The 20161-nt window shown below is 34.2% G+C and carries 15 protein-coding genes; 7 read left to right on the top strand and 8 right to left on the bottom strand.

The genetic code is table 11. From position 1 onward, the window contains the following. Positions 1–73 precede the first annotated feature (73 nt). Genes ACT5E3_RS15700 through ACT5E3_RS15715 form a run of 4 tightly spaced genes read left to right on the top strand, consistent with a single transcriptional unit; the run spans position 74 to position 5687 of the window. The gene (locus ACT5E3_RS15700) at positions 74–1333 is read left to right on the top strand and encodes a site-specific integrase (RefSeq protein WP_444994489.1); all 1260 of its coding nucleotides are present in this window, start codon (positions 74–76) and stop codon (positions 1331–1333) included. Continuing rightward, entirely contained in the window at positions 1330–2991 is a 1662-nt protein-coding gene (locus ACT5E3_RS15705; RefSeq protein ID WP_444994490.1) for a hypothetical protein, read from the top strand. Before ACT5E3_RS15700 ends, ACT5E3_RS15705 begins: the two co-directional genes overlap by 4 nt. Beyond that, entirely contained in the window at positions 2985–5279 is a 2295-nt protein-coding gene (locus tag ACT5E3_RS15710) for a hypothetical protein (RefSeq protein WP_444994491.1), read from the top strand. The genes ACT5E3_RS15705 and ACT5E3_RS15710 overlap by 7 nt, the downstream gene beginning before the upstream one ends. 3 nt (positions 5280–5282) lie before the next feature. Beyond that, entirely contained in the window at positions 5283–5687 is a 405-nt protein-coding gene (locus tag ACT5E3_RS15715; protein WP_444994492.1) for a hypothetical protein, read from the top strand. Between the two features lie 255 nt (positions 5688–5942). On the opposite strand, the gene ACT5E3_RS15720 is transcribed toward ACT5E3_RS15715, so the two are convergent. The 3 genes from ACT5E3_RS15720 to ACT5E3_RS15730 all read right to left on the bottom strand — a co-directional run bounded on the left by ACT5E3_RS15720 (position 5943) and on the right by ACT5E3_RS15730 (position 7690). Next, positions 5943–6155, bottom strand: coding sequence for a hypothetical protein (locus tag ACT5E3_RS15720; RefSeq protein WP_444994493.1), 213 nt, complete (start codon positions 6153–6155; stop codon positions 5943–5945). 556 nt (positions 6156–6711) lie between these two features. After that, on the bottom strand, positions 6712–6813 hold the full coding sequence (locus ACT5E3_RS15725) for a helix-turn-helix domain-containing protein (protein ID WP_444998611.1): 102 nt from the start codon (positions 6811–6813) through the stop codon (positions 6712–6714). Positions 6814–7111: 298 nt separating this feature from the next. Further along, entirely contained in the window at positions 7112–7690 is a 579-nt protein-coding gene (locus tag ACT5E3_RS15730; protein ID WP_444994494.1) for a DUF2799 domain-containing protein, read from the bottom strand. A 294-nt stretch (positions 7691–7984) separates the two neighbouring features. Here ACT5E3_RS15730 and ACT5E3_RS15735 point away from each other — a divergent pair, with 294 nt between their 5' ends. Both ACT5E3_RS15735 and ACT5E3_RS15740 read left to right on the top strand, forming a co-directional pair. Further along, entirely contained in the window at positions 7985–9016 is a 1032-nt protein-coding gene (locus ACT5E3_RS15735) for a hypothetical protein (protein WP_444994495.1), read from the top strand. A gap of 315 nt (positions 9017–9331) precedes the next feature. After that, entirely contained in the window at positions 9332–9496 is a 165-nt protein-coding gene (locus ACT5E3_RS15740; RefSeq protein WP_444994496.1) for a hypothetical protein, read from the top strand. 293 nt (positions 9497–9789) lie between these two features. Here ACT5E3_RS15740 and ACT5E3_RS15745 read toward each other — a convergent pair whose 3' ends face one another. From ACT5E3_RS15745 to ACT5E3_RS15760, 4 genes are read right to left on the bottom strand one after another with little or no spacing between them, the layout of a single operon-like run. After that, positions 9790–13200, bottom strand: coding sequence for a toxin VasX (locus ACT5E3_RS15745; protein WP_444994497.1), 3411 nt, complete (start codon positions 13198–13200; stop codon positions 9790–9792). Positions 13201–13202: 2 nt separating this feature from the next. Continuing rightward, positions 13203–13955, bottom strand: coding sequence for a DUF4150 domain-containing protein (locus ACT5E3_RS15750; protein WP_444994498.1), 753 nt, complete (start codon positions 13953–13955; stop codon positions 13203–13205). A gap of 25 nt (positions 13956–13980) precedes the next feature. Continuing rightward, positions 13981–15102: a hypothetical protein gene (locus ACT5E3_RS15755; protein ID WP_444994499.1), complete on the bottom strand. Its 1122-nt coding sequence runs from the start codon at positions 15100–15102 to the stop codon at positions 13981–13983. Between the two features lie 21 nt (positions 15103–15123). Further along, positions 15124–16446, bottom strand: coding sequence for a TIGR02270 family protein (locus ACT5E3_RS15760; protein ID WP_444994500.1), 1323 nt, complete (start codon positions 16444–16446; stop codon positions 15124–15126). 612 nt (positions 16447–17058) lie between these two features. On the opposite strand from ACT5E3_RS15760, the gene ACT5E3_RS15765 reads away from it, so the two are divergent. After that, entirely contained in the window at positions 17059–17607 is a 549-nt protein-coding gene (locus tag ACT5E3_RS15765) for a hypothetical protein (RefSeq protein ID WP_444994501.1), read from the top strand. A gap of 388 nt (positions 17608–17995) precedes the next feature. On the opposite strand, the gene ACT5E3_RS15770 is transcribed toward ACT5E3_RS15765, so the two are convergent. Then, entirely contained in the window at positions 17996–20152 is a 2157-nt protein-coding gene (locus ACT5E3_RS15770; RefSeq protein ID WP_444994502.1) for a tetratricopeptide repeat protein, read from the bottom strand. Between the last annotated feature and the right edge of the window lie 9 nt (positions 20153–20161).

Below are 20161 nucleotides of genomic sequence, written 5' to 3' on the forward strand. Positions count from 1 at the left end.
ATAAGCATTTTTACACACTACAATTTACATTTAGTAATTTAATGATAAATTTAACTTTTTAAAGGTTATTAGTATGAATTCAATTGTACATCAGTACAAATATAATAATTTGAGTTTCGTAACGCTTATCTCTAGAGACCGCATTCCTGTGGATCCCTACGTCTCAGCCTATATTTGCAGTTCATTACCAGGCTATGCATTTAATACTAAAGTAACTTATGTTAATGAATTGAAGTTCGTTTGGGACTACTTTTCTGCTAAGAACATAAACCTCGTGGAAAGAGCTCGTAGCGGCCATTTGTTAAGCCGTGCAGAATATAATGGTTTCGCAGCATCTGCCAAGTATCTCAAAGGTAAATCCCCCCACGACAAAATAACTAGACTCACACTTCTTAGCGAAAAATCGCTATCTAATGCAATTCATGCTACCGCCGTTTCGGAGTTCAAAGTTTCCGCTGAAACTACAAAAAGACGAATTACAAGATTTATTCATTTCCTTACTTGTATTTTTGATGTATTTCACGGCGGTAAAGTCATTAAAAACAACATGAAAGAAAAGCTTGCCTATATTGTCTGTCAAGGAAAAAGAGATTGCGATAGGCTAAAAAACTATAATTCAGAATGTAATGATCCTGACGAATCAGTCATTCCATCAGATACTTTTTTTACACTACTTGAAATTATCAAACCCAATTCTATTCAGAACCCTTTTAAAGGTTCTAAACTTCGAAATTATCTGATTATTTCCATTTTTATTTGCTCGGGAATACGCAGAGGAGCATTGGCCAAACTAAAAATTAGCGACTGCCATTTTTATTCTGATTTTAATAAAGTTATGATAACTCGAAATCCAGATGATAAGACCGACCCAAGAAAATTTCGTCCGAGACAAAAAACGAAGGCGCATGCAGCAGCAATTCACCCAACTATCATGTTGAAACTCAAAAGCTATATCGACACAGTACGCAGTGAATTCCCAAACTCAAATAAGCATGATTTTGTATTTATCAGTGAAAAAGATAGTCGTGACACTCGAGGCTATCCCTTAGCACTCAATTCAATCAACGCAATTTTTAGCAAACTGTCGAAAACGCTAAATTTCAAGATTACTCCTCACAAAATACGGTATAAATGGAATGAACTATTTGACGATCAGGCTAGTAAAATGGGGTATACATCTGAAACAATTGAAGACATTCGTAGGTATGCGATGGGATGGAATGAGAAATCGAATATGGCGAGCATCTATAACGACTTCAAGTTAAATCTAAAAAACTTTGAAATAAGTATGCAACGACAAAACAAACTCATCAATATGCGGGGTACAAAATGACGGAAAGGAACTTAAAAAATAAAAGTAAAACTCGCACTATGCGACTTAACCTTAAATATGGTGACTCTCTAATATACGAGTCTAGAGATGGCTTCAAATTTAATATTCTAGAAGATATCTGGCTACTAAATGCAAGAGGGAATGGCAACAAAATTAACGTAAGCTGGATGCACCGTAGAAACTTTGACGATGAAACTTTTTTTATGCTACTTTCAATTCTAGGAGAAAGTGCCAAAAACTGTTCTCCTTTTACAGCAGAAAGATACAATTCTGTTGCCAAACACCTGCCTGACGTAATTGATTTAGAGCAAATAAAGTTAGTTTGGCCAACCATATCGCATTCAAACCAAAAAAATTTGAGCGGAGTATTTTATATAGGAACTAAGCTTAACTTTAAAAGACTTGAATCCATCTATGATTTTATTCAGTCAAACAAAATAGGTTCTAAATCGAAGATGTATGACCCTACAGTAGGTTGTTACAGTGACATTGAATATGATTCAATTTGTCGCACACTAAACTCAAGAATTAATGAACTTATAAATAAAGGTTTCTCCCTCTCAAGAGAATCCAGGTTTGGCGTTAGAAAACTAAAGACTTTTGGACTAACTCTCGCAAACTTGCTGCTAATTGGGATAGTTAGAAGGCCTGAACAATTAGCCTCATTAAAATGGTGCGATATAATTCCAGTGGGTTCGTCTTTTAACGACCCCCGTCTTGAATATGAGTACGACTTCTCCGAATTAGAGAGTTTGCAAATTCGAATCTGTCATATTAAAAACGGCGCACCATTTCGGCAAGACATAGAAAAGACACCACAATTTCTCAATCAAGAAATCTCAAGATATGTGTTGATTTATAGACAAGAATATCAACGAAAAATCAAGATACGGCTAGAACATATTGGCATACATCTCTCTCAACAAGAAATTACAAGATTTATAATGCTTTGCCCTATATTTTTTCACGAAGCTTTGTTCAAAACAAATTTTAATAACAAAATCGAATTATTCAAATCAGTAGGAGAAAAAAGTGAAGCATTTCACTACAAGTCATTAATTGCATCTATGCAAACCACTCTACCCAAATCAGGCTTTAGAAGTGATAGGATCCCTGCGGAAGAATTAAGGCTCAGCAACAATAGAGTGAGACATACAGTAATATCAAGAGGAGTGTTGAATCACGAATCTGATACACAACTAGCAAAAATAACAGGAGTAACAGTAGACGCAGTTAAACGGTACATAGACTTAACACATGAAGCGCGTACTCAGATCGATGAAAAATATCTTGGCAACACATTATTGAAAGAAGCTTTTTCTTTATCAATAAAAGAATTAAAAAAAATGCCAGAATACATTGTGACAGATGAGTTTGAATCCGAGCTAGGTATTATCAAAAACTCAAATGGATGCATTGGTTGTAAATCAACTTTGGGAAAGCCAATAGGCTGTTATGGCTGCATAAATTTTGTTGCACTACCAAACAAAACACATAAAGCACAACTTATCAAAGCTGAACAGAAATACGAAACAAATTTAAAAAAAGGTCAAGAAAAATCTGCTCTTGATAAACTCTCGATTCAAATTTCTTGGATAAAAGCAACTATTGACGCTTGTGATGAATTTATTGTTCAACAAAAGGGACTGAAATGCTAAACGATTATAAAAGTAAACGCCATAGACATATCGAAAAGCTAAAGAAAATCCCCCTAATTAATATTACAAACCATCGCGGAAATGAGGCCTCCTGGGAAGATGATGGTTGGGTATTTACTAACTCGGATGGACTTAAGTCAAGATATTGGTTCGTAAATCCGACAACTTGTAGGAAACCTTCCCATAAAATGGATTTTTCAGATAGCCAGAAGCTAGATTCAGAATCAAAACTACTACTCATGGCTTATTCTATTGACATAAATTGTCGCCCATTATCCTTAACAAGTAAATCCTCAAAAAATAGAGCAGCAAGACTATTCTTATCCAATTTCAAAGAAGATATATCAGGTATATCATCAGTAGATATAGCTAGTCTAAAAAAAAATTTAGAAGATAAAATTCAAGCAGAAATTAATCAGTTCTTATTATGGTGCCAACAAAAAGAATTTATATCTGAAGCAGTAAGTATTCCAATAAACAAAAACACAGGCCGCACCAGTTACAGCGAAGATATTGAACAACGAGCTAAAAAAAACTTACCTGATGAAAGAGCTCTAATGGCACTAGGCGCAATTTTCAATGAAGTTATACCCAAGGATATAAACAGTATAGAAATAGACTACTACTCAGTCAAAAAGCATGCTTTTACAGTCACAATGTCCGCGCTTGCAATGGCGTCTCCAAACCGAGTAGCGGCTGAACAGACTTTATTAACTAAGCAAACTCTTAAGAACTGGAAACGAGACACTTCAAAAGGAGACACTGCTACAGTCTATTACTTAGACTGGCCTGGTTCAAAGGGATACCAAGATAATCGAAATCATATTCTCAGCATTCTTAATGAATATGTTTCTAGAGCTATCAAATATTTCAATGTTATTTGCGAACCAGGACGAGTTCTAGCTCGATTTTACAGCGCCCCACAAAAACCGCTACGTTTTTTACTAGGAAGCTTCAAAGCAAACAAGAAATTAATGGAAATAGTCGATGATGAAAAGCCAACCAACATTCTAATGCTTGGCTTTCTATTAGGATTCTATGATGACAGCAGAGGCGATATTTTTGTAACTGAAGACACTAATAATTCGAAAAAGATTCAACTTAGCCCTTCCAAATATATCTTTTTGAAAAACGTAATCGACTTAACCCCACTAGATAAAATTCAATTGCTCCCTGTTCGCACTCGAACTTTATTAGGCACACACTTGCCTAAAGAGTCAATCGAAAAGATATTTGGCAGTCAAGAGATTACCGTTTACGATTTTCAGTCACGTTGGATTTCCTACCTTAAAGACAAACTATCTACGTTTCCAAAGAGTTTTTCATACACCGGAACCAATCACATTACCTTTGACAAAGCATTATTTTGCTTTACTGGAAAACAATTCTGTAAAACGTCTTCATTGGGTCCTGCAATGTCCAGCTACTATGCATTAGTACCAGTATCTACGACTGCGAATTTTTTTGCAGAGCATGTATCAGGAACTAGTGTACGAACAACTATTTTTGAGGAATTTGGCTTTGACCCTAAGATAAAAATTAAGCCTAACCAATTCCGGCATTGGCTTAATAACACGGCGGACAAAAGTAAAATCCCACACAGAATTATTACTATGTGGTCTGGGCGTAAAGACCAAGAACAAACACTTGTGTATACCCATTCTAGCGATGACGAAAAAGGAGGAAATGTCTGCGATATTCTTTTTCCAGATGCTGCGGACTCTCGTTCCGTTCGTGTAGCAACTCATGAAGAATACCAAACACTAATGAAGCTGTCTGCGACTCTAACTTCAACTGGCTTTTGTACCCAGGATTTAAATGTTTCCCCTTGTACTTACCTGAATGACTTTGTATCCCAATGTACTTTATGCGCAGAGTCTTGCCATGTAAATCGTGATATAGAAGCAATTGATTTCCTCGAGAAAGATCTTGAAATCCAAGTACGTAGGCTCGAAGAAGTAAAAAATCTACCTAGATTTACATCTAGCGATGGAATGCAGAAGTGGTTTATATTGCACTATCGAAATACTCATATCCTTAAAAATTTGATTGAACTAATGACATGCGAAGATATACTTGAAGGTTCACCTATTCGTTATGTGAGTGCCAACAGTGAGTTTCGCGTTACAAATATGCAAAGTAAGCAAGTTTCAAGAGTCGCTTTAAATTTACCTGACTCAAAAAAAGCTCTCATTGTAGTTCTTGATGAGTTAAAAAATCAAAGTCCAAGAGCTTCAAGCAAACTGGATAACTTACTCGAAAAATTCGGTGTAAATATGGAGGAATAGTCAATGGCACAAGCATTATTAACTATGCAGCAACAGCGCAAAGTAGAAAAGCTCATTAGGAGTTGGACAACGAAGCTAACTTGGGAGTTACTTGTTTCTAGAATTTTCGCCGAATATGAGATAGAGATCACTAGACAGGCTCTTTCTACATACAAAGGTGTCAAAAATGAATACGCTTTAAAAAAAGTTGAGCTTAGGGGCGCGTCACCAAAACTCAAAAAGGCAGTTACCATAAGTGACATAAATCTCTACAGTGAAAATGCCAGACTTAAATCCGAAATTAATAGGCTCGAAGAAGTCAACGCTAGGCAACTCAGAACTATAGAAAGAATATGTGCTAATGCTCAATCCATTCCTAACCTAGATTTAAACGAACTGTTTGTGCCACTTCCTGAGGAAGCGCAATGAAAAATTCAAAACAAGAATTACTGATCAAATAGGTTTTAGTAGCAATTTGGCAAATTATTGTCATTCAACGATCTGTTGAATGTTCATATTGACTAGCAGTATCAACCTACTAAAAGCTGCAGTTCGGTTTGTGGACTAAATTTCTTTACTCCTTGAAGGGCACACCACACAACTTCTGTACTATGAGTATATAGAAAAGCCTAAAATCGAAAAAGAAGCACAAACTCAAATAGAATAGCATATGGCTATTTATATTTAATCTGCCAAGTATCGAGATTGGGCGATTCCCTTAAATTGGAAACTAAAAGATTGTATATCACGACGACGACTCAACTCTCTATCATCAACCAAAAGTCCGGTTTCGTCTACAAATTCTACCATAATGCTCCATGAAGCAAGCGGACTCAAAAAAGCATAGTCTTGTGAACCACCTAATTCCATAGTAACTTTATCTTGATCTTGCGACATAGTTGCTGGAGCCTGTCTAAATCGATGCGAAAATTCATGTTTTCGCCTGTTAAAAACAATTTAAATTGCAAAATTACATTGTAATGTGCGAAATACAAAATAAAGTGCGAAATTAACCTTTCTTGGTTGACTAGAATGTTTTAACGAGGCTAGGACTTGTTGGATTTTGTACGAAATCCAACAATAACTGTTTGAATTGTAGTTAACACTTTAAGGGGCTTTGTGCAAGAGGTGCTTGCACAATGTTCTGATGCATTATTCAGAAAAGGTAGCGTCGCGAGCAGGTGTGTTGGTAACGGCAGGCTTTCCTACCTAGCTTATCTTTGAAGTTGAGAAACTTCACGTCCACTTGGAGATGATGGCCTAGCACCTATTTTTCGTAACGCTTAATTGACTTAACTTGTCACTTTCGAAAGTTCTTTAGAAGTCTATTTAATCAGTGGCGACAGAGGACACTATAAACATCAGAAATAAAAGCTTTTAAATCATAATTTTTACGGAGATAGAGGATTTTTTCTTCGATGATTGGCGCGACTTCTTCGATGATTGGCGCGACTCACACATTAGGATTCTCTGGATAAGGTTTGCAATTGATTAAACCTTGTTCTCCTTTTTTGACATAATCGTGCTTCCACCTGTAAAAAGTATCGCGAGAAATTCTCCAATAACAGCGTGTTTTCTCACATTTTGCGTTTCTAGCGCGTTGTTTAAGATTTTTAGTTTACGGCGAATATCATATTTTTCTAATTTTTTTATTTTACTAGACCTTGTCTGACATATTGTTAAACAAATATGTCAGACAAGGTCTAGAGATTCGCATTAAAATTGTTAGATTGAGTCCACACTAATCCAGATAATAGACATCCTTTCACTATACTTTCCTCAATTCTACTATATAGTTTATATGAAATTGAATCTCCGGGTTGGTGTAGCCAAACAAGTATTAGCAATTTGTATTAATATAGCCACCCTTGGTTTCTCGCGTTTTGGTTCTGTTGTGAGGCTTTATCAATAAGTGAATCAATCTTTTCTTCTATATCGCCAATTTTTCTCATATAACCAAGCTTATTTTCTTTAGTTAACTTTGAGTCATTGCTAACAACCTTTTCTTCCAATCTTGCTTTTTCTTCTTCCAAATTATGAATAAGCTTTTGAGTTTTACTGTATTCTTTACCAGCAGCATAAGCCTTAATAAATAATGGCTCAAGATCTTTTGCACAAAAACTAGAATACCCCCAACCTGAAGCTCCTCGACTCCATCCACCTTGTGGAGTGCAGTATTCGCGTAAACCATCCTGGTATCCTTTTCTGTACTGCTTCTGATCGACATTTACTTTATACTCACTACAAGCGCTATAATGTTTATCAATTTGCTCATCTTTGCCTCCTTTTCCATCACTAAAACCAGATTGATACCAGTCTGCGGTATGGCACTCTGCTTCAGACATAGACGCGCAACCAATTAATGATATTAAATAGAAAATGGAAATAACGGTTGCTGACAAACTGACTATTTTTTCTTTGAGGTTAGACATAAATATTCTCCTTGATTTTTTTTATTCCATACACTGACTTACATCAATAGAAAACAAACAATAACAGAATTGATAATGCACGATCAACTTTTTATTTTGTTATAAAATAAATTATCACTTCAAACTTATCAATATCTAAATTATTGATATTTTTTTAATTAAATAAAAATTTATTTGCAAAAAAAATAAAATTATTATTCACTAATGCATATCAATTTAACAATTGATATCAAAACCAATATAAAACAATATTTCATATAAATTAAAATTTAACTTGCCAAATAGGAGGGCGTAATGAATTTCATTAAATTAATTCCAATTACCGTTAGTATAATGCTATTAACACAGTTAATAGCATGCACAGTATCTATGGGAAAGAACCCTGACAAATTAGAACCAGAGCTTCTAATTATTGATAGAAACGAAATTAATAAATCAAGAAAACTAGCTATAGTTAACGTTTTTATTAATAAAAAACCTGTCGACATCAATACCGGAAAGCCTCTACCTATAGGTCAGTATGCATCACTTAAAGATGTAGTTAACTTATTGTCTTCTGATAAGAAAGAAAAAACTAGTTCCACAAAAGAATTTATTGTTTCTAAAGAACTAGCTAAGTACACCTATGATAAAATTCAACAAGACTTTAGCAAAAGTTTTAATTGGCAGTTCATTCCTGCCGAAACAGTTGTCCAATCGTCATTAATCAATTCTGAGCCTGAAGCCATTAAATTTGAAAAGCAAAGATATTCAGAAAAACAATCAAAAGTCTTTAAAAAGTTTTATCAAACTAAAGAACAAAGAGACGATGCCATTAACAATTTAAAAGCTACGCAATCGAATATTACTCAAGGTATTGATTTCCATCGTTCCTCATCATACCCTGGCAAAAGAGCACTAAAAATAATTAATAGAGATAAAAAATCAAGTGCTAGATTGCATCTCGCAAATTTAGCAAGAGATTTAAATGTAGATGCAGTGATTGCTGTATCAGTCTATTTGTTAGCAAAAGATGAAGATGATTCCGGCCAACTTGGTATAACAGATGTTCTGGGGCTTTTCGGTTCGGATGACAATTCATCAGAAAAAATTGCAGTTGCAATGAATATGATGATGGTTAACTCTAAAGGGAAAATATTACTTAATTCCAATCGCTTTAACTCTAGAGATAAACGAGTTTGGTGGGCAGAAAAAAGTGCTTCAAGTAACTTGTTGGGCGATTCTCTGGATATTGAGAAGAAAAAAACTTATGTATCCTATCGTAACGCGGTTGACTCTGCACTTATAGATCACCAAATATTTATTAATCAAAATATTAATCGCTAAAGAAATCATTCAGCAGGCATCCAGTGTTTCGATTCCAAAAAAAGGGTGTCTCTGCCATTTTTTTCGCGTTATTATAATAACGCTACTAACATCTTTCATGTTATAAGCGCCTTGTCAATATTATGGCACATACCCTATTTATAATTCAATGCAATTTTCTGATAGAACATTTATTTTTGTTAGGAAAAAGAATGTTGCGCATGAAGTTTTTTAAATTTTTAATTGGCAATGATGTTTTTGCAAAACTATCTAAGCTTGCAGGTAAATATCAATTTCAAAAATTATAACCATCATATAAGTAAACAACAAATCTGTTTGCAAAAATACTGGAGCGACAATCCGACAACTTTTATCAGCCTTAGACAATCCAGCAATGCAAAAAATGTCAATTATGTTCATGGACGTCGTGGTTTAAAACTCGAAAAAGAGTTAACAGATTTTGAGACCGAAATTAGAAAGTTATTGATGCTAAAAAAATAACAAATAGAAAAAACACTTTAAGAACAGCTATATTTATTATTGCGACGAGAGCAATGAAACTCAAGGATATTTATTCAACTCAGCATGAGGTGCTGACTAAATACCCTATTGAGGAAAGAATTCAAAAAAATAAGCAACACTCCTTCATAATTGATAGTTATAAAGTTTAATTGATGAATACATCTGCTTTTCTTATATCGTCCTAAAAGCTTCAATAACTAGTAGTTTAACTATTCTTTCAACAGAATATAAGTTAATATACCTATTAGAGAAACACCTAATTTAATAGCTCGCTAACTATTAAAAAATTTATTGGGAAAATCATCTCCAACACATGGAGTACTTTGATACTTTTTTTGGGGCCATTGAACACCTTTCTTTATATTTTGAAAAAAAAGTTCATCCTTTTTATTAAGAAAGTCAGAGACAGCTATAATAAATCGCCTTTCAGAATTTGAACCTTTCGACTTATAACTTAACGGTATAGTTTGCATATTATTACTATCGGGAAAAACAATTCTTGCTAAAACAACAAATTTATTTTTTCTATTCTTATCTTTGTTTTCAATATAAACTTTTTCATCCTCTCTAAAAAGATATGGGTTTACAATAAACCTACAGTAACTTTTTTCTCTAACCTTTTTTTCAACAAATTGAAATGGCCTCTTAATTTCAACAGGCATTTCTCCTTCTCGGCATATATATCCATACATTTCAAGTTTAATGCCATTAGAAAATAAAACCGAATAATCATTCATTTCTATCATCCGAGAGCCTCCAACACCAAGAAGAATAGGTTTCTCCTTTCCACTAATTTTATGTTCAAAGTACTCAACTTTTGACGCTTCCTCTTGGTGAAAAGTAGCACCTATCAAATATGAGCTTACTAAAGTCACTTCAAAAGTGGAAGTATAACCGATATAGTCACTTGCTCCTGGATATGTTGGATGACTATAAATATCATCACTATTAATTATCGGTTTTATGAGAAGAGTAGCAGGCATTAAAAAGTCACTCAACTCAACATATGCTCCTCTAAATGTATTATCTAGATTATTTTTAGCCATTATTTCCATATTATTATATGCATCATTAACACAACTGTAGGGAAACGTTTTTTTAACAAAAAACAGCTCTTTTCTAATAGGAAATGTTGTAAAGTAACTTTCAAAATCTGTTAACTGAAGATATGCAATGAGTAAACCAGTAACTATCATAATAGCGTTTAGAATAACAAACGGTCCACTAGTTATTGTCCCTGAAATAGTTAAAAGAACTTCTCCAATAGCTGCTGCAGCTGCGATGCCAGATAATACAGCGGCATCGACATTAGAAGCATTATAATACTTAAAACAATCAATAATAAAACCAGATGCTGTTGCAATTGAGCCTGCAACACTAAATTTACTTAAAAGCCTTTTTGATAAAATTTTTTCAGGTGCTCCTAGCTTTTTAATTAGATGCAGAGAGTCATTTGTTACCTTTATTGAAGCAAGAATAAATTTCAATTCATCTTCAGCATGAACTCCGGATCTTTGACTCGATTTTTTAATATATTCAGTTAAAGAGGCCACCTCCATACCTAGTTCAAACCCCATAAATACGCCACTATTAAGCAGTCCTGCTAAAAGCTTTTCTGCCTTACTACCAGAACGTTGTTCTAGCACAATACTAAGCATAGTATCGTTTTTACTTATTTTAGAACCTTCTTTCATGTCTTTTAGTGATTGTTCCTTTATAAAAGGAGCGAGATCATCTAAAGGACTATCAAAAAAAGCAACGCCGTTATCAAATTTCTTTCTTCCACTCACATTACCTTTTCTATTAACAACAGTAAATTTACTTTTGCTACCTTTAAAATAAACAGGCTTTATTGTATTTCCACTTCTAGCCTCAAACAAAGATTTAATATCAACCCTTTTTACTTTTAATCGATATTTGGTTCCAGATTTAATACAGCTTAGTGACTCTATATTTATAGTTTTACTCACTCGCATATATGAAAGAGCAGCTTCAAAACTTTTTCTGAAAAACTTAGATAATCGTTTAACAGTGGATTTCTGCATAAAATCCGCAAAGTCGTGTTCTTTCTGCTCTATATTAAGAGCAGAAAACAACCGCTCATCGTTATCAGTGAGCTCATCCCAGTCAATATTCTGTTTAAAAACAGACATACTAGTATTAAATATGTTTCCATGCTCTTCCATACTGGCTAGCAAACGTAAGCACTCATCCTTTTCTGGCTTATAGCTTTCTGGAACTTCCAGCATCCTATCAAAATCATTAGGATATCTTGATAGAGCATAAATATGCTCACTAAAAAAACATTTACCCTTCAATTGATTGCTTGCAATATTGTCTAGATAATCTTCATAGCATCTTTGATAATACTCTGATTGCAAAAGCGAGCTCAAATCATTTCTTAATGAGTTTATCCTTTCTTTTATAGATGCTCTTTCATCAACAGCTAAAATTTTTTTTAGAAACTCTAAATTCACACCATCCCTATATTTGTAATTTTTGAGAAACTCTAAAGAACCTACAGCTAAATGATGGCCTGCAAGAAAGGGATTCTTCTTAGCATCAAGCACAGCACTCTCAATGGCTTTTATCGAACCTTCTATCCCTTCCCCAAAATGATGTCTTCTATTTTCAAAGTCAGAATATATAAACTTATAAGTTAACACAGCGGTTTGATGCAAAGATGACAACTGCTTTTCTTTTTCTTTTGAAACTGAATGCTCAGAGAGTGGTTGCTCACCGGTTGATAATGATTTAATCGTAGCCATCAAAAATGCACATTGATAACTAATTTCATCAGTAATTCTATCTGCACAACCAATAGGATCATCTAAAATAAAAAACAGATCTCCTAAAACGTTATTATGATTATTTTCCCTATTGTTAGCAATTGGTTTTAACTTAACTCTCCAATCATCATATTTACACTTTTCTTTACTATAGTCGCATAATAAATCAATAAATTTCTCATTTGGATAAAATGAATTGAATATAGCGAGTTCATCAATATATTTTACATTTAAATTTTCATTTTTTTCACAACATGAACCTTTCTTGGCCTTAATCGTCGTTTTTTCCATCCTCGACTCTCTAAACCCTAAGTCTGTATGCATTTTCTCGTAGTATTTTGCAGACCATTGCACTTTTGAAAAAGCAATCCACACTGTCACACCATTTTCAGCTTCATAATACTCTAGTGTTTCTATTTTGTTTTCATTTTTTTCAGGATAGTAAACTCTAATATTTTTATATTTACCATTACCTTGTTTAATGTCTTCACTCTGATTTCTACTATCTGCCCAGTCAATTTTTATTAGTTTAGCTTTACTAGTCACGTAAAATTCCTGCCTGACTTCATCGTCCAAACTTCGGTCAATAATATATAAATACCCTTTATTCAAAGCAGTAGGAAAAAAGGAAAAGTTACTTAAACTTAATTCATTTTCAGGTTTGGAGTAGTTCTCATATAAAGAGTCCCAATCACTTTTTATAGTATTTTTATATTCATACAAACTATAACTTCCATCTTTGGATTCAGGACTTCCATATGTGTTTGCATCCTTGCTAATCAGACCATAAGATAAAAAATGTAGCTTAATTTTTAACGGCTTAAACGATACGCATGTTGTATTTTCATCATTAACCTCTTCACCAATATGTTTTGAAACTTTATAAGTAGACATTTTTAACTCTCCTTGTTATTTCTTGATGATTTAGAAAGAGCTGCAAGGCGACCGTATGATTCATCTTCAAAATAGAAAAAAGACTCTCCAGTTTCTTCAACCTTATGCTCAAGTGAGTACTTTTTCATTCCATCAACTTCCTCATATACAAGATCAATATATTTATCACCTTTAACTAAATCACTCTTCACTATTTTTGTACTCTCATAACTTCCATCGGCTGCACGCAAAATAAAAGTATCTTTGCACTCACGTCCCTTTTCAACTGACATTTCAATCCGAACAATCAACTTTTTTAAACCTTGTTCAAATAGGTCTTTGTCTTCCTGCTCCTCATCAATTTTACCCGGTGGGGTAGCCGTCCCATAAACCATCCCTAGTGTATTTCCATTATTCATCTTCGTCATATCCATATGCCGAACAACACCTTCACCTTCACACTTAACATCAAAAGAGTAAGTAATAAACTCTGTTTTATCTCCTGTGGTTCCTGATATTAATCCTTTTGCACTGCCAGCTTGGTCACCAGAACATTTGCTATGCGTTGAGCTGGCAATTGAAGTGGGATTGCCATCAATAAAAACTGACGTGGTATAACCATCGGCATCAGCAGCTTGGCTAATCACCGGGTATGGAATTGGTGGAGTTGCACTACCGACTGGTGTTTTACAAACATCAGGTGCAGAGCAAACAGATTTATCGCCACTACCTTTATGGCTGAAATTTCTATTATTGGCAAATACTGTACGAGCCATTAAATAATTATCCCTTTATTGTTAGCTATGCTAATACTGCATTTTCCATAACTGATTGAGTGTTTTTTTGCTTATGCGCGTGAGTTTTTTGTCTAGTGTTTTGATAAATCGTTAAATACAATCCAGCTCGTGCACCTGAATCAGATGAACAAAATACAAGAATGGGACAATCATGACTTTGTTCTTGGGCTTTTTTAATTGCCAACCCCAACATAACACAACCAAAAGCAGCGCCTATGTCACCTAGATATTCAGCTGGCCTAATAATTTTTTTATTTTTAGTGAAAGCACTTTTGTTGCGGATTATTGCTAAAGCTAATTCGTTAGCATAGTAGCTTTCGCCATTCTCTGAGCTATAAATATGTTTAACTAACTGTTTGGTTTGATTATTCATGTGTTGAAAAATACAAGTTAAAGCATCTCCCATAAAAGTTTCTTTTCCTAACAAATGACCTTTTTCATATTCAACAACAGGTGATATAAATTGTGCCATTGCTTTCTCTTTAATATTGACTGGTGCATTAGGCGAAATTAACAAAGCAAAACTAGCTGCCTCTCCGGGAACAAACCCTTCTTTATTATTCGTTAGTAAAAGTCGATTATTATTATCCAAATAATCTAATGTAGACACATCATAATAACTATCAACGCCTCCCACTAACGCATAATCAGCATTGCTCACTTCAAAGTAACGCATTGCTATTTCCATCATTTCAATGGCTCCCGCTCGTCCTGTATTGGTTACACGGCTGTAAGGCAGATCAAATTCAACGCCAGCTTGTCGACTCAAATTATTAATCAAGGTTTGATTCACTCCCATGCTTTGCATGTAAGGCTCGGGACCAGCTAAAAAAAGAGGTATTTTTTCTTCGGGTAATTGAGATTTAATATCCATTAATGCAACGGTAGCTAAACGCAATAATCGTTTTTGTCGCGCATTCAACTCACCTGTTAATAATGCATAATCAATGGCATCTTTCAATGCATTATGCGGCACTAGCGCCATGCGAACAGGCTCACCATCACTGCCAAGAACAGATGACTCCTGATAGCGATTGATCCCTGCTTCAACAGAGCAATAAACACGCTCTAAACCTTTGCCGATTGGTGTTATCATGCTAGTTGCGGCAATCAACATTTTATCCATTTGCAGTTCTCCATTACTTTTTTATTTGCTAATTTTATCTGCTAACACTCTCGCTGAAGTATTCATATAAACCTTGCAATTGCTATTTAGTGCAAGCGCTAAAGCAGCCGCACGTCGATAACGTTGCATACCTCTGTTCTGTATTAATTTTAAATGTTCGGGGGCTATTATTTTACCTAGTAAGTAAGGTTGCTTATCTTGATATAGATGTTGCGTGCGTTTCCAAAACTCAGCAACTTTATCTGGATCTGGCCAAACTAAAAAACTGTCTTCTTCTAAATAACTCAATTCGAGTTCATTATTATCATCTTCACTGTCTTCAATCTGCTCTTCTATCGCAGCCCAACCGACAGGTGGTTGTGGTAATGCCAGATGATGACTATCGAGTTCTATGCCAGTAATAGATGTAAAAGCCTCACCGGCAATTCGTGCCAGAGGTAACTGCTGCATTTTTTGAATTAACCAGGGAATTGACTGTGGATCTCCCAAAACAGCACAAGCTCGAATAGCTTGTCGTTTCTGAGCTGGCATTTTAGCTAACTCTCTAATCCAAGTACGAGCTTTATTAATAGGTAAACGTCGAAAAACGATTTCAATTGCTTGAGTTTGATAGGGGTTGAAGGAAAAAACATAGTTTTTCATGTTATCAACTGCTTTCTTATTTCCAAGTAATATAGATGTCCAGCACCCCCAAAAACTCACTAAGTGATAATTTTGTGAAAGTGCATACTGGGCCACTCGAGCCACTTGTTCACTGAGATTTTGATGTTTAAGCTCGCCAGCAAGTCTTAGTGAACGAGCATAAAGCAATTGATGCGAATAGTATTTTCTATCCGATAATATTCTTGCTAATTCACTACCAGGGTTTTCTCGCCTGACACTACAAGCAACAATAGCCAAGTACTTTTCATTAAGATCATCACTATATAACCATGTCTTGATCCATGGATGGATAATATTTTGAGGTAGCCAACCAAATACGGAAATAAGCCCTTTAAGTGCATTATTATTTTGAAATGCAATTTGAATGATTTTTTCTATTCGACTATTATTATTTTCTTCAAATGCTAATATCGCAGCAACAAAAACTTCCCCCCCTCCATCATATCGCTCAAGCGCATCCCAGCTAAAAGTCCAACTGTCTTCAACATTTAACCGCAGAGCAGCAAGATGCTTTAACATACGGCTTTCTAGTTTTTTTAGATTGGTAATATTGTGATTGGGTAATTTAACTGCTTTAGCACGACGCTCCCAAAGAGATGCAAGTTCTTCAACATGCTCTTGAATTATCTCAGCAAAAGGATCGCGTTCTTGGAGATAATCAATCTCAATCAAAGAACTCAAACCCAAACTCCATAATATTTATTCTTATAGACATCCACTATCAATAAGCTCCATGTTTAACTTATTTAAACTAAAAATTGTCGACTAAAAACCAACCAGAGGTAGGACCATCATATTGTAAAAAAAAACTAAAAACCATAAGTTTTTTATTAAATTACTCAATAAATCTCAGAAAAATAAAAGTTGATTGGAAAAGTTTTAATAAGGCGTGTTGCTCTTCATGCTTTGAAATTGCCAAAACTATTTTTATGTCCCGCAAGGTAAAAGGTTCATCATGACGCACTCTACAGTTTTAGCTTTTAACACGGCAGAACGATAAAATCAGACAGCTAACTTTCGTAAGTCTTTTAAAATTAATATGCTTCAGAACGGCTCCACCGGACACCCCGTTTGGATAATAATCGCCTCACCGTTCTGAAGCCTTTTTTAATCTACGTCTAATAGGGAGTGACATTTTATTAATACTGGATACCTTTTCAGAGCTTTTATTTAAGTGTTTCTTTATGAAAAAAATTATGCTAGATTATTTTTAGCTTGTTGGGCTTTCAAGCTAAAAATTAATTATCGAGATGTAAACTTTATCTAGTTTTTTTAAAACATGGAGATTAAATAATGTTTAATCATAGAATTTTCAGTCAACTCGCTTTTTTTGTCACACTTTGTTTTTTTGCTTTTATTCCCTCTACTGATGCTGATGCTCCATATTTGCAAACTCAGACCAAGAATCAGTCCTTGTGTAGTGCTTCAGCTACTTGCGAAGATGGGACTAAGCTCTTCTGCCAAGGCTCAAGCGTATGTAGCAATCAAGATCAAAACTGTAGTAATAATATCAGAGGGCGGGTCACTTGTGATGGTCAAACACAAGAATGCAAGAAGTCATGTCCAGCGCCTCCAAAGTCGGTAACGGGAAAATTAATTTGCAATACTTTTGGGCGCGAAACTGGTTGTTCATTTAGTCATAGTAACGGTGTTATGTGTAGCAAGCCCAAATGGTCTCTCCAGGGGACTTCCTATTATTGGCATGCGGATGGAAACATAGCTGAATTAATTGTACCGTCCAATTGTTCGGGTAATACAATATCAGTGAGAGTATCATGCCAAAATGGCAATGTATCAAAATATAAAAATATTCCATGTGACCCTGATGATGGTCCTCAATAATAATCTGTATAGTTAAACCTGTTGTTAACTTTTAGGTTTAGCTATTTTTTATTAATGAATATCACCACGACACGTTAGGTTGAAATAGAGTACGGTTGGCGAAATCGTAGCCTAACGTTTCACTTTTCAATTTCTCATGATTAAACAATAAATTTCTTCTGTTGGTTCATCACAAAAAGATATGCTGTTTTTCAATGGTTCGGAATAGCTTATAACTAGCAGTCTGTTTTTTTTATATTGAATACTTAACCTAATCTGGCTTTACCATACCGGACATTTTAGTAATGGAATACAAACCAATTATTGAAGTGTATTATAACAAAATGAAAAACAGGCTAATACAAACGAATTTAGACAAGAAGTGGTTGCTCTATGAACAACGTTATTCTCATCTTTTCAGCTTTGAGAGCAGTTTTTTTACACTAGCATTGTAGTTGTGTGTCTTAGGTAGAGTATCACCAAAGATTCTTTCTGCTTTTTTAGCATATTTTTCTGCGGGCTTAAATGTTTCCAGTTTGTAATAAACCTGCGCAAGATTAAGGTAACCCAACCCCGTGTCGGGATGCTTTACACCTAAAAAATTTTCATTTAGGGTAATTGAATCTTCAACATATGATTGTGCTAGTGGATATTGCTCTAAATTTAAATATATTGTAGACATATTTAAGTATCTAATAGCTAAAGATGGATGCTCTGCTCCAAAAGTTGTTTTATCAGAATGTATAGCTTTTTTCATTAATAGTTCTGCATCATTAGGTTGTTTTAAATCAAGTAACACAAGAGACAAATTAGAGTATCTAGTTGCAACCAATGGATGTGTTTCGCCATAGTTCATTTCATCAATTTCAAGCGACTTTTCTAGTAATTCTTTTGCTTTATTAAAATCTCTTAAATCCTGATAAATTTGAGCCAAGTTAGAATAACTCATTGCTGTGCTAGAATGATTATCTCCTAAAATCAATTTATCTATGACAAGAGCCTTATCCAAATAAAGTTTTGCTAACGTAGGTCGACCTAATGTTCTCAAAAGTAACCCATAATCCGAATAACAATATGCTGCTTCTAAGCTTAATTTTCCATAAATAGCTTCATTGAGTTCAATTGCTTTAATAAAATAGAAAGTCGATTGTTTATACTTTGATAATATATGATATAAAATAGCAATGTTGTAATAGCTCTCTGCTAATAAGTCCTGATTCTCATCTGCTTTTTCAATTTGTCTAATGTTTTCTTTGATAAGCAATTTTGCTTGAACATAACTTCCCAGTTCACGTTTAACCAATGCTAAGTTTCTTCTCAGTTTAAATTTAATGATATTTTCATTTTTACTAAAGATACCTAGTATCGATTCCCCATAGATATCCCATTGTAAACATTCAATATAGTTTGCTTTGAATTTATTTAGTTCTAGTTTGTTTGTAATTGAAATAGCAAGATTCTCAATATCTTGAGGAGAAATATTTAATAATTTCAATAATACAGAGTTAATTATTTGGTGCATCTTATAACTATCTGTCATTTTGTTGTACAATAGCCAGCCATCTTCAACTAGACCTTCTAGTTTATCAGACAAATTCGAGCTATCAATTGCACCAGTAAGTAACTCCTTAAGTAAACCAAAAGTAAGGAGTTCTGATGGCAAACAAACAAACTGTTTAAGTAGCCAAATAGTACAATCATCTAATTGTTGCGCATCAAAAATAGAACATAAATATGATGTAATATTTTGCAACCTTTTATTGGTGCTGTTATGGCTAATGTTAACTCTAGTTGTTAAATTATCTTGAAGTGCATTTTTTAATTGCTCAAATGCGGTACGATGACGCTGTGCTGTTTTAGCTAATATTTCAATAGTCAAAGTATGGTTGTCTACAGACTTAATAATATCCTTGATTTCGGATTTATCTAATTTACCACGCTTATAGTGAGTTAAAAATAATTCGACAGAATCTTTAGTAGATAAAAAATCCAACTTCATAACTTCAAAGTTTTTAATGAGTTCTCTTGATGTGACTAATATATGCCACTCAGAATGAGTTGGTAAAAAATCATAATATTTGTTCAAACTCTTACTGGCGTTATCAATGATAAGTAAACCGGGGGTTGCTTGGGTTTGGCGTAATATATTCATAACTTGACTAAAAATAAAGTCAATTTCATTCTGTTCAGTTTTAATACTTAAGTTTTGTAATAATATTGAGTCACTGATAATATCATATTTTAAACCTTTATTTGATGACTCTACCCATATAACATGATTATAATAGCTCCAGTATTGAGTTAAGTATGCTTGAGCTAGAGTGGTTTTTCCTAAACCTCCCATTCCATTTAGCAACAAGGCTCTTTTAATACTAGTTAAATGCTTATAAATATCTTCTAATTCTTTTTGTCTACCGATAACTTGAGTAATATTTATATGAGGCGCTTTAGCACTTATAATTTTAGGGATAACTTTATTTTTCTCAAGCTGAACGTTAACTACTCCAATGTTTTCAGCAATAACCCCAATCTTGTGAGCAGTATTTTTGGTTACTTTATCGCTCATTAGCGAATA

It is taken from the genome of Aliikangiella litoralis, assembly GCF_052495765.1.

Coding starts and splice junctions, on each gene's coding strand:
- ACT5E3_RS15700 (WP_444994489.1), top strand. CDS start 74: ATGAATTCAATTGTACATCAGTACAAATATAATAATTTGAGTTTCGTA.
- ACT5E3_RS15705 (WP_444994490.1), top strand. CDS start 1,330: ATGACGGAAAGGAACTTAAAAAATAAAAGTAAAACTCGCACTATGCGA.
- ACT5E3_RS15710 (WP_444994491.1), top strand. CDS start 2,985: ATGCTAAACGATTATAAAAGTAAACGCCATAGACATATCGAAAAGCTA.
- ACT5E3_RS15715 (WP_444994492.1), top strand. CDS start 5,283: ATGGCACAAGCATTATTAACTATGCAGCAACAGCGCAAAGTAGAAAAG.
- ACT5E3_RS15720 (WP_444994493.1), bottom strand. CDS start 6,155: ATGTCGCAAGATCAAGATAAAGTTACTATGGAATTAGGTGGTTCACAA.
- ACT5E3_RS15730 (WP_444994494.1), bottom strand. CDS start 7,690: ATGTCTAACCTCAAAGAAAAAATAGTCAGTTTGTCAGCAACCGTTATT.
- ACT5E3_RS15735 (WP_444994495.1), top strand. CDS start 7,985: ATGAATTTCATTAAATTAATTCCAATTACCGTTAGTATAATGCTATTA.
- ACT5E3_RS15745 (WP_444994497.1), bottom strand. CDS start 13,200: ATGTCTACTTATAAAGTTTCAAAACATATTGGTGAAGAGGTTAATGAT.
- ACT5E3_RS15750 (WP_444994498.1), bottom strand. CDS start 13,955: ATGGCTCGTACAGTATTTGCCAATAATAGAAATTTCAGCCATAAAGGT.
- ACT5E3_RS15755 (WP_444994499.1), bottom strand. CDS start 15,102: ATGGATAAAATGTTGATTGCCGCAACTAGCATGATAACACCAATCGGC.
- ACT5E3_RS15765 (WP_444994501.1), top strand. CDS start 17,059: ATGTTTAATCATAGAATTTTCAGTCAACTCGCTTTTTTTGTCACACTT.
- ACT5E3_RS15770 (WP_444994502.1), bottom strand. CDS start 20,152: ATGAGCGATAAAGTAACCAAAAATACTGCTCACAAGATTGGGGTTATT.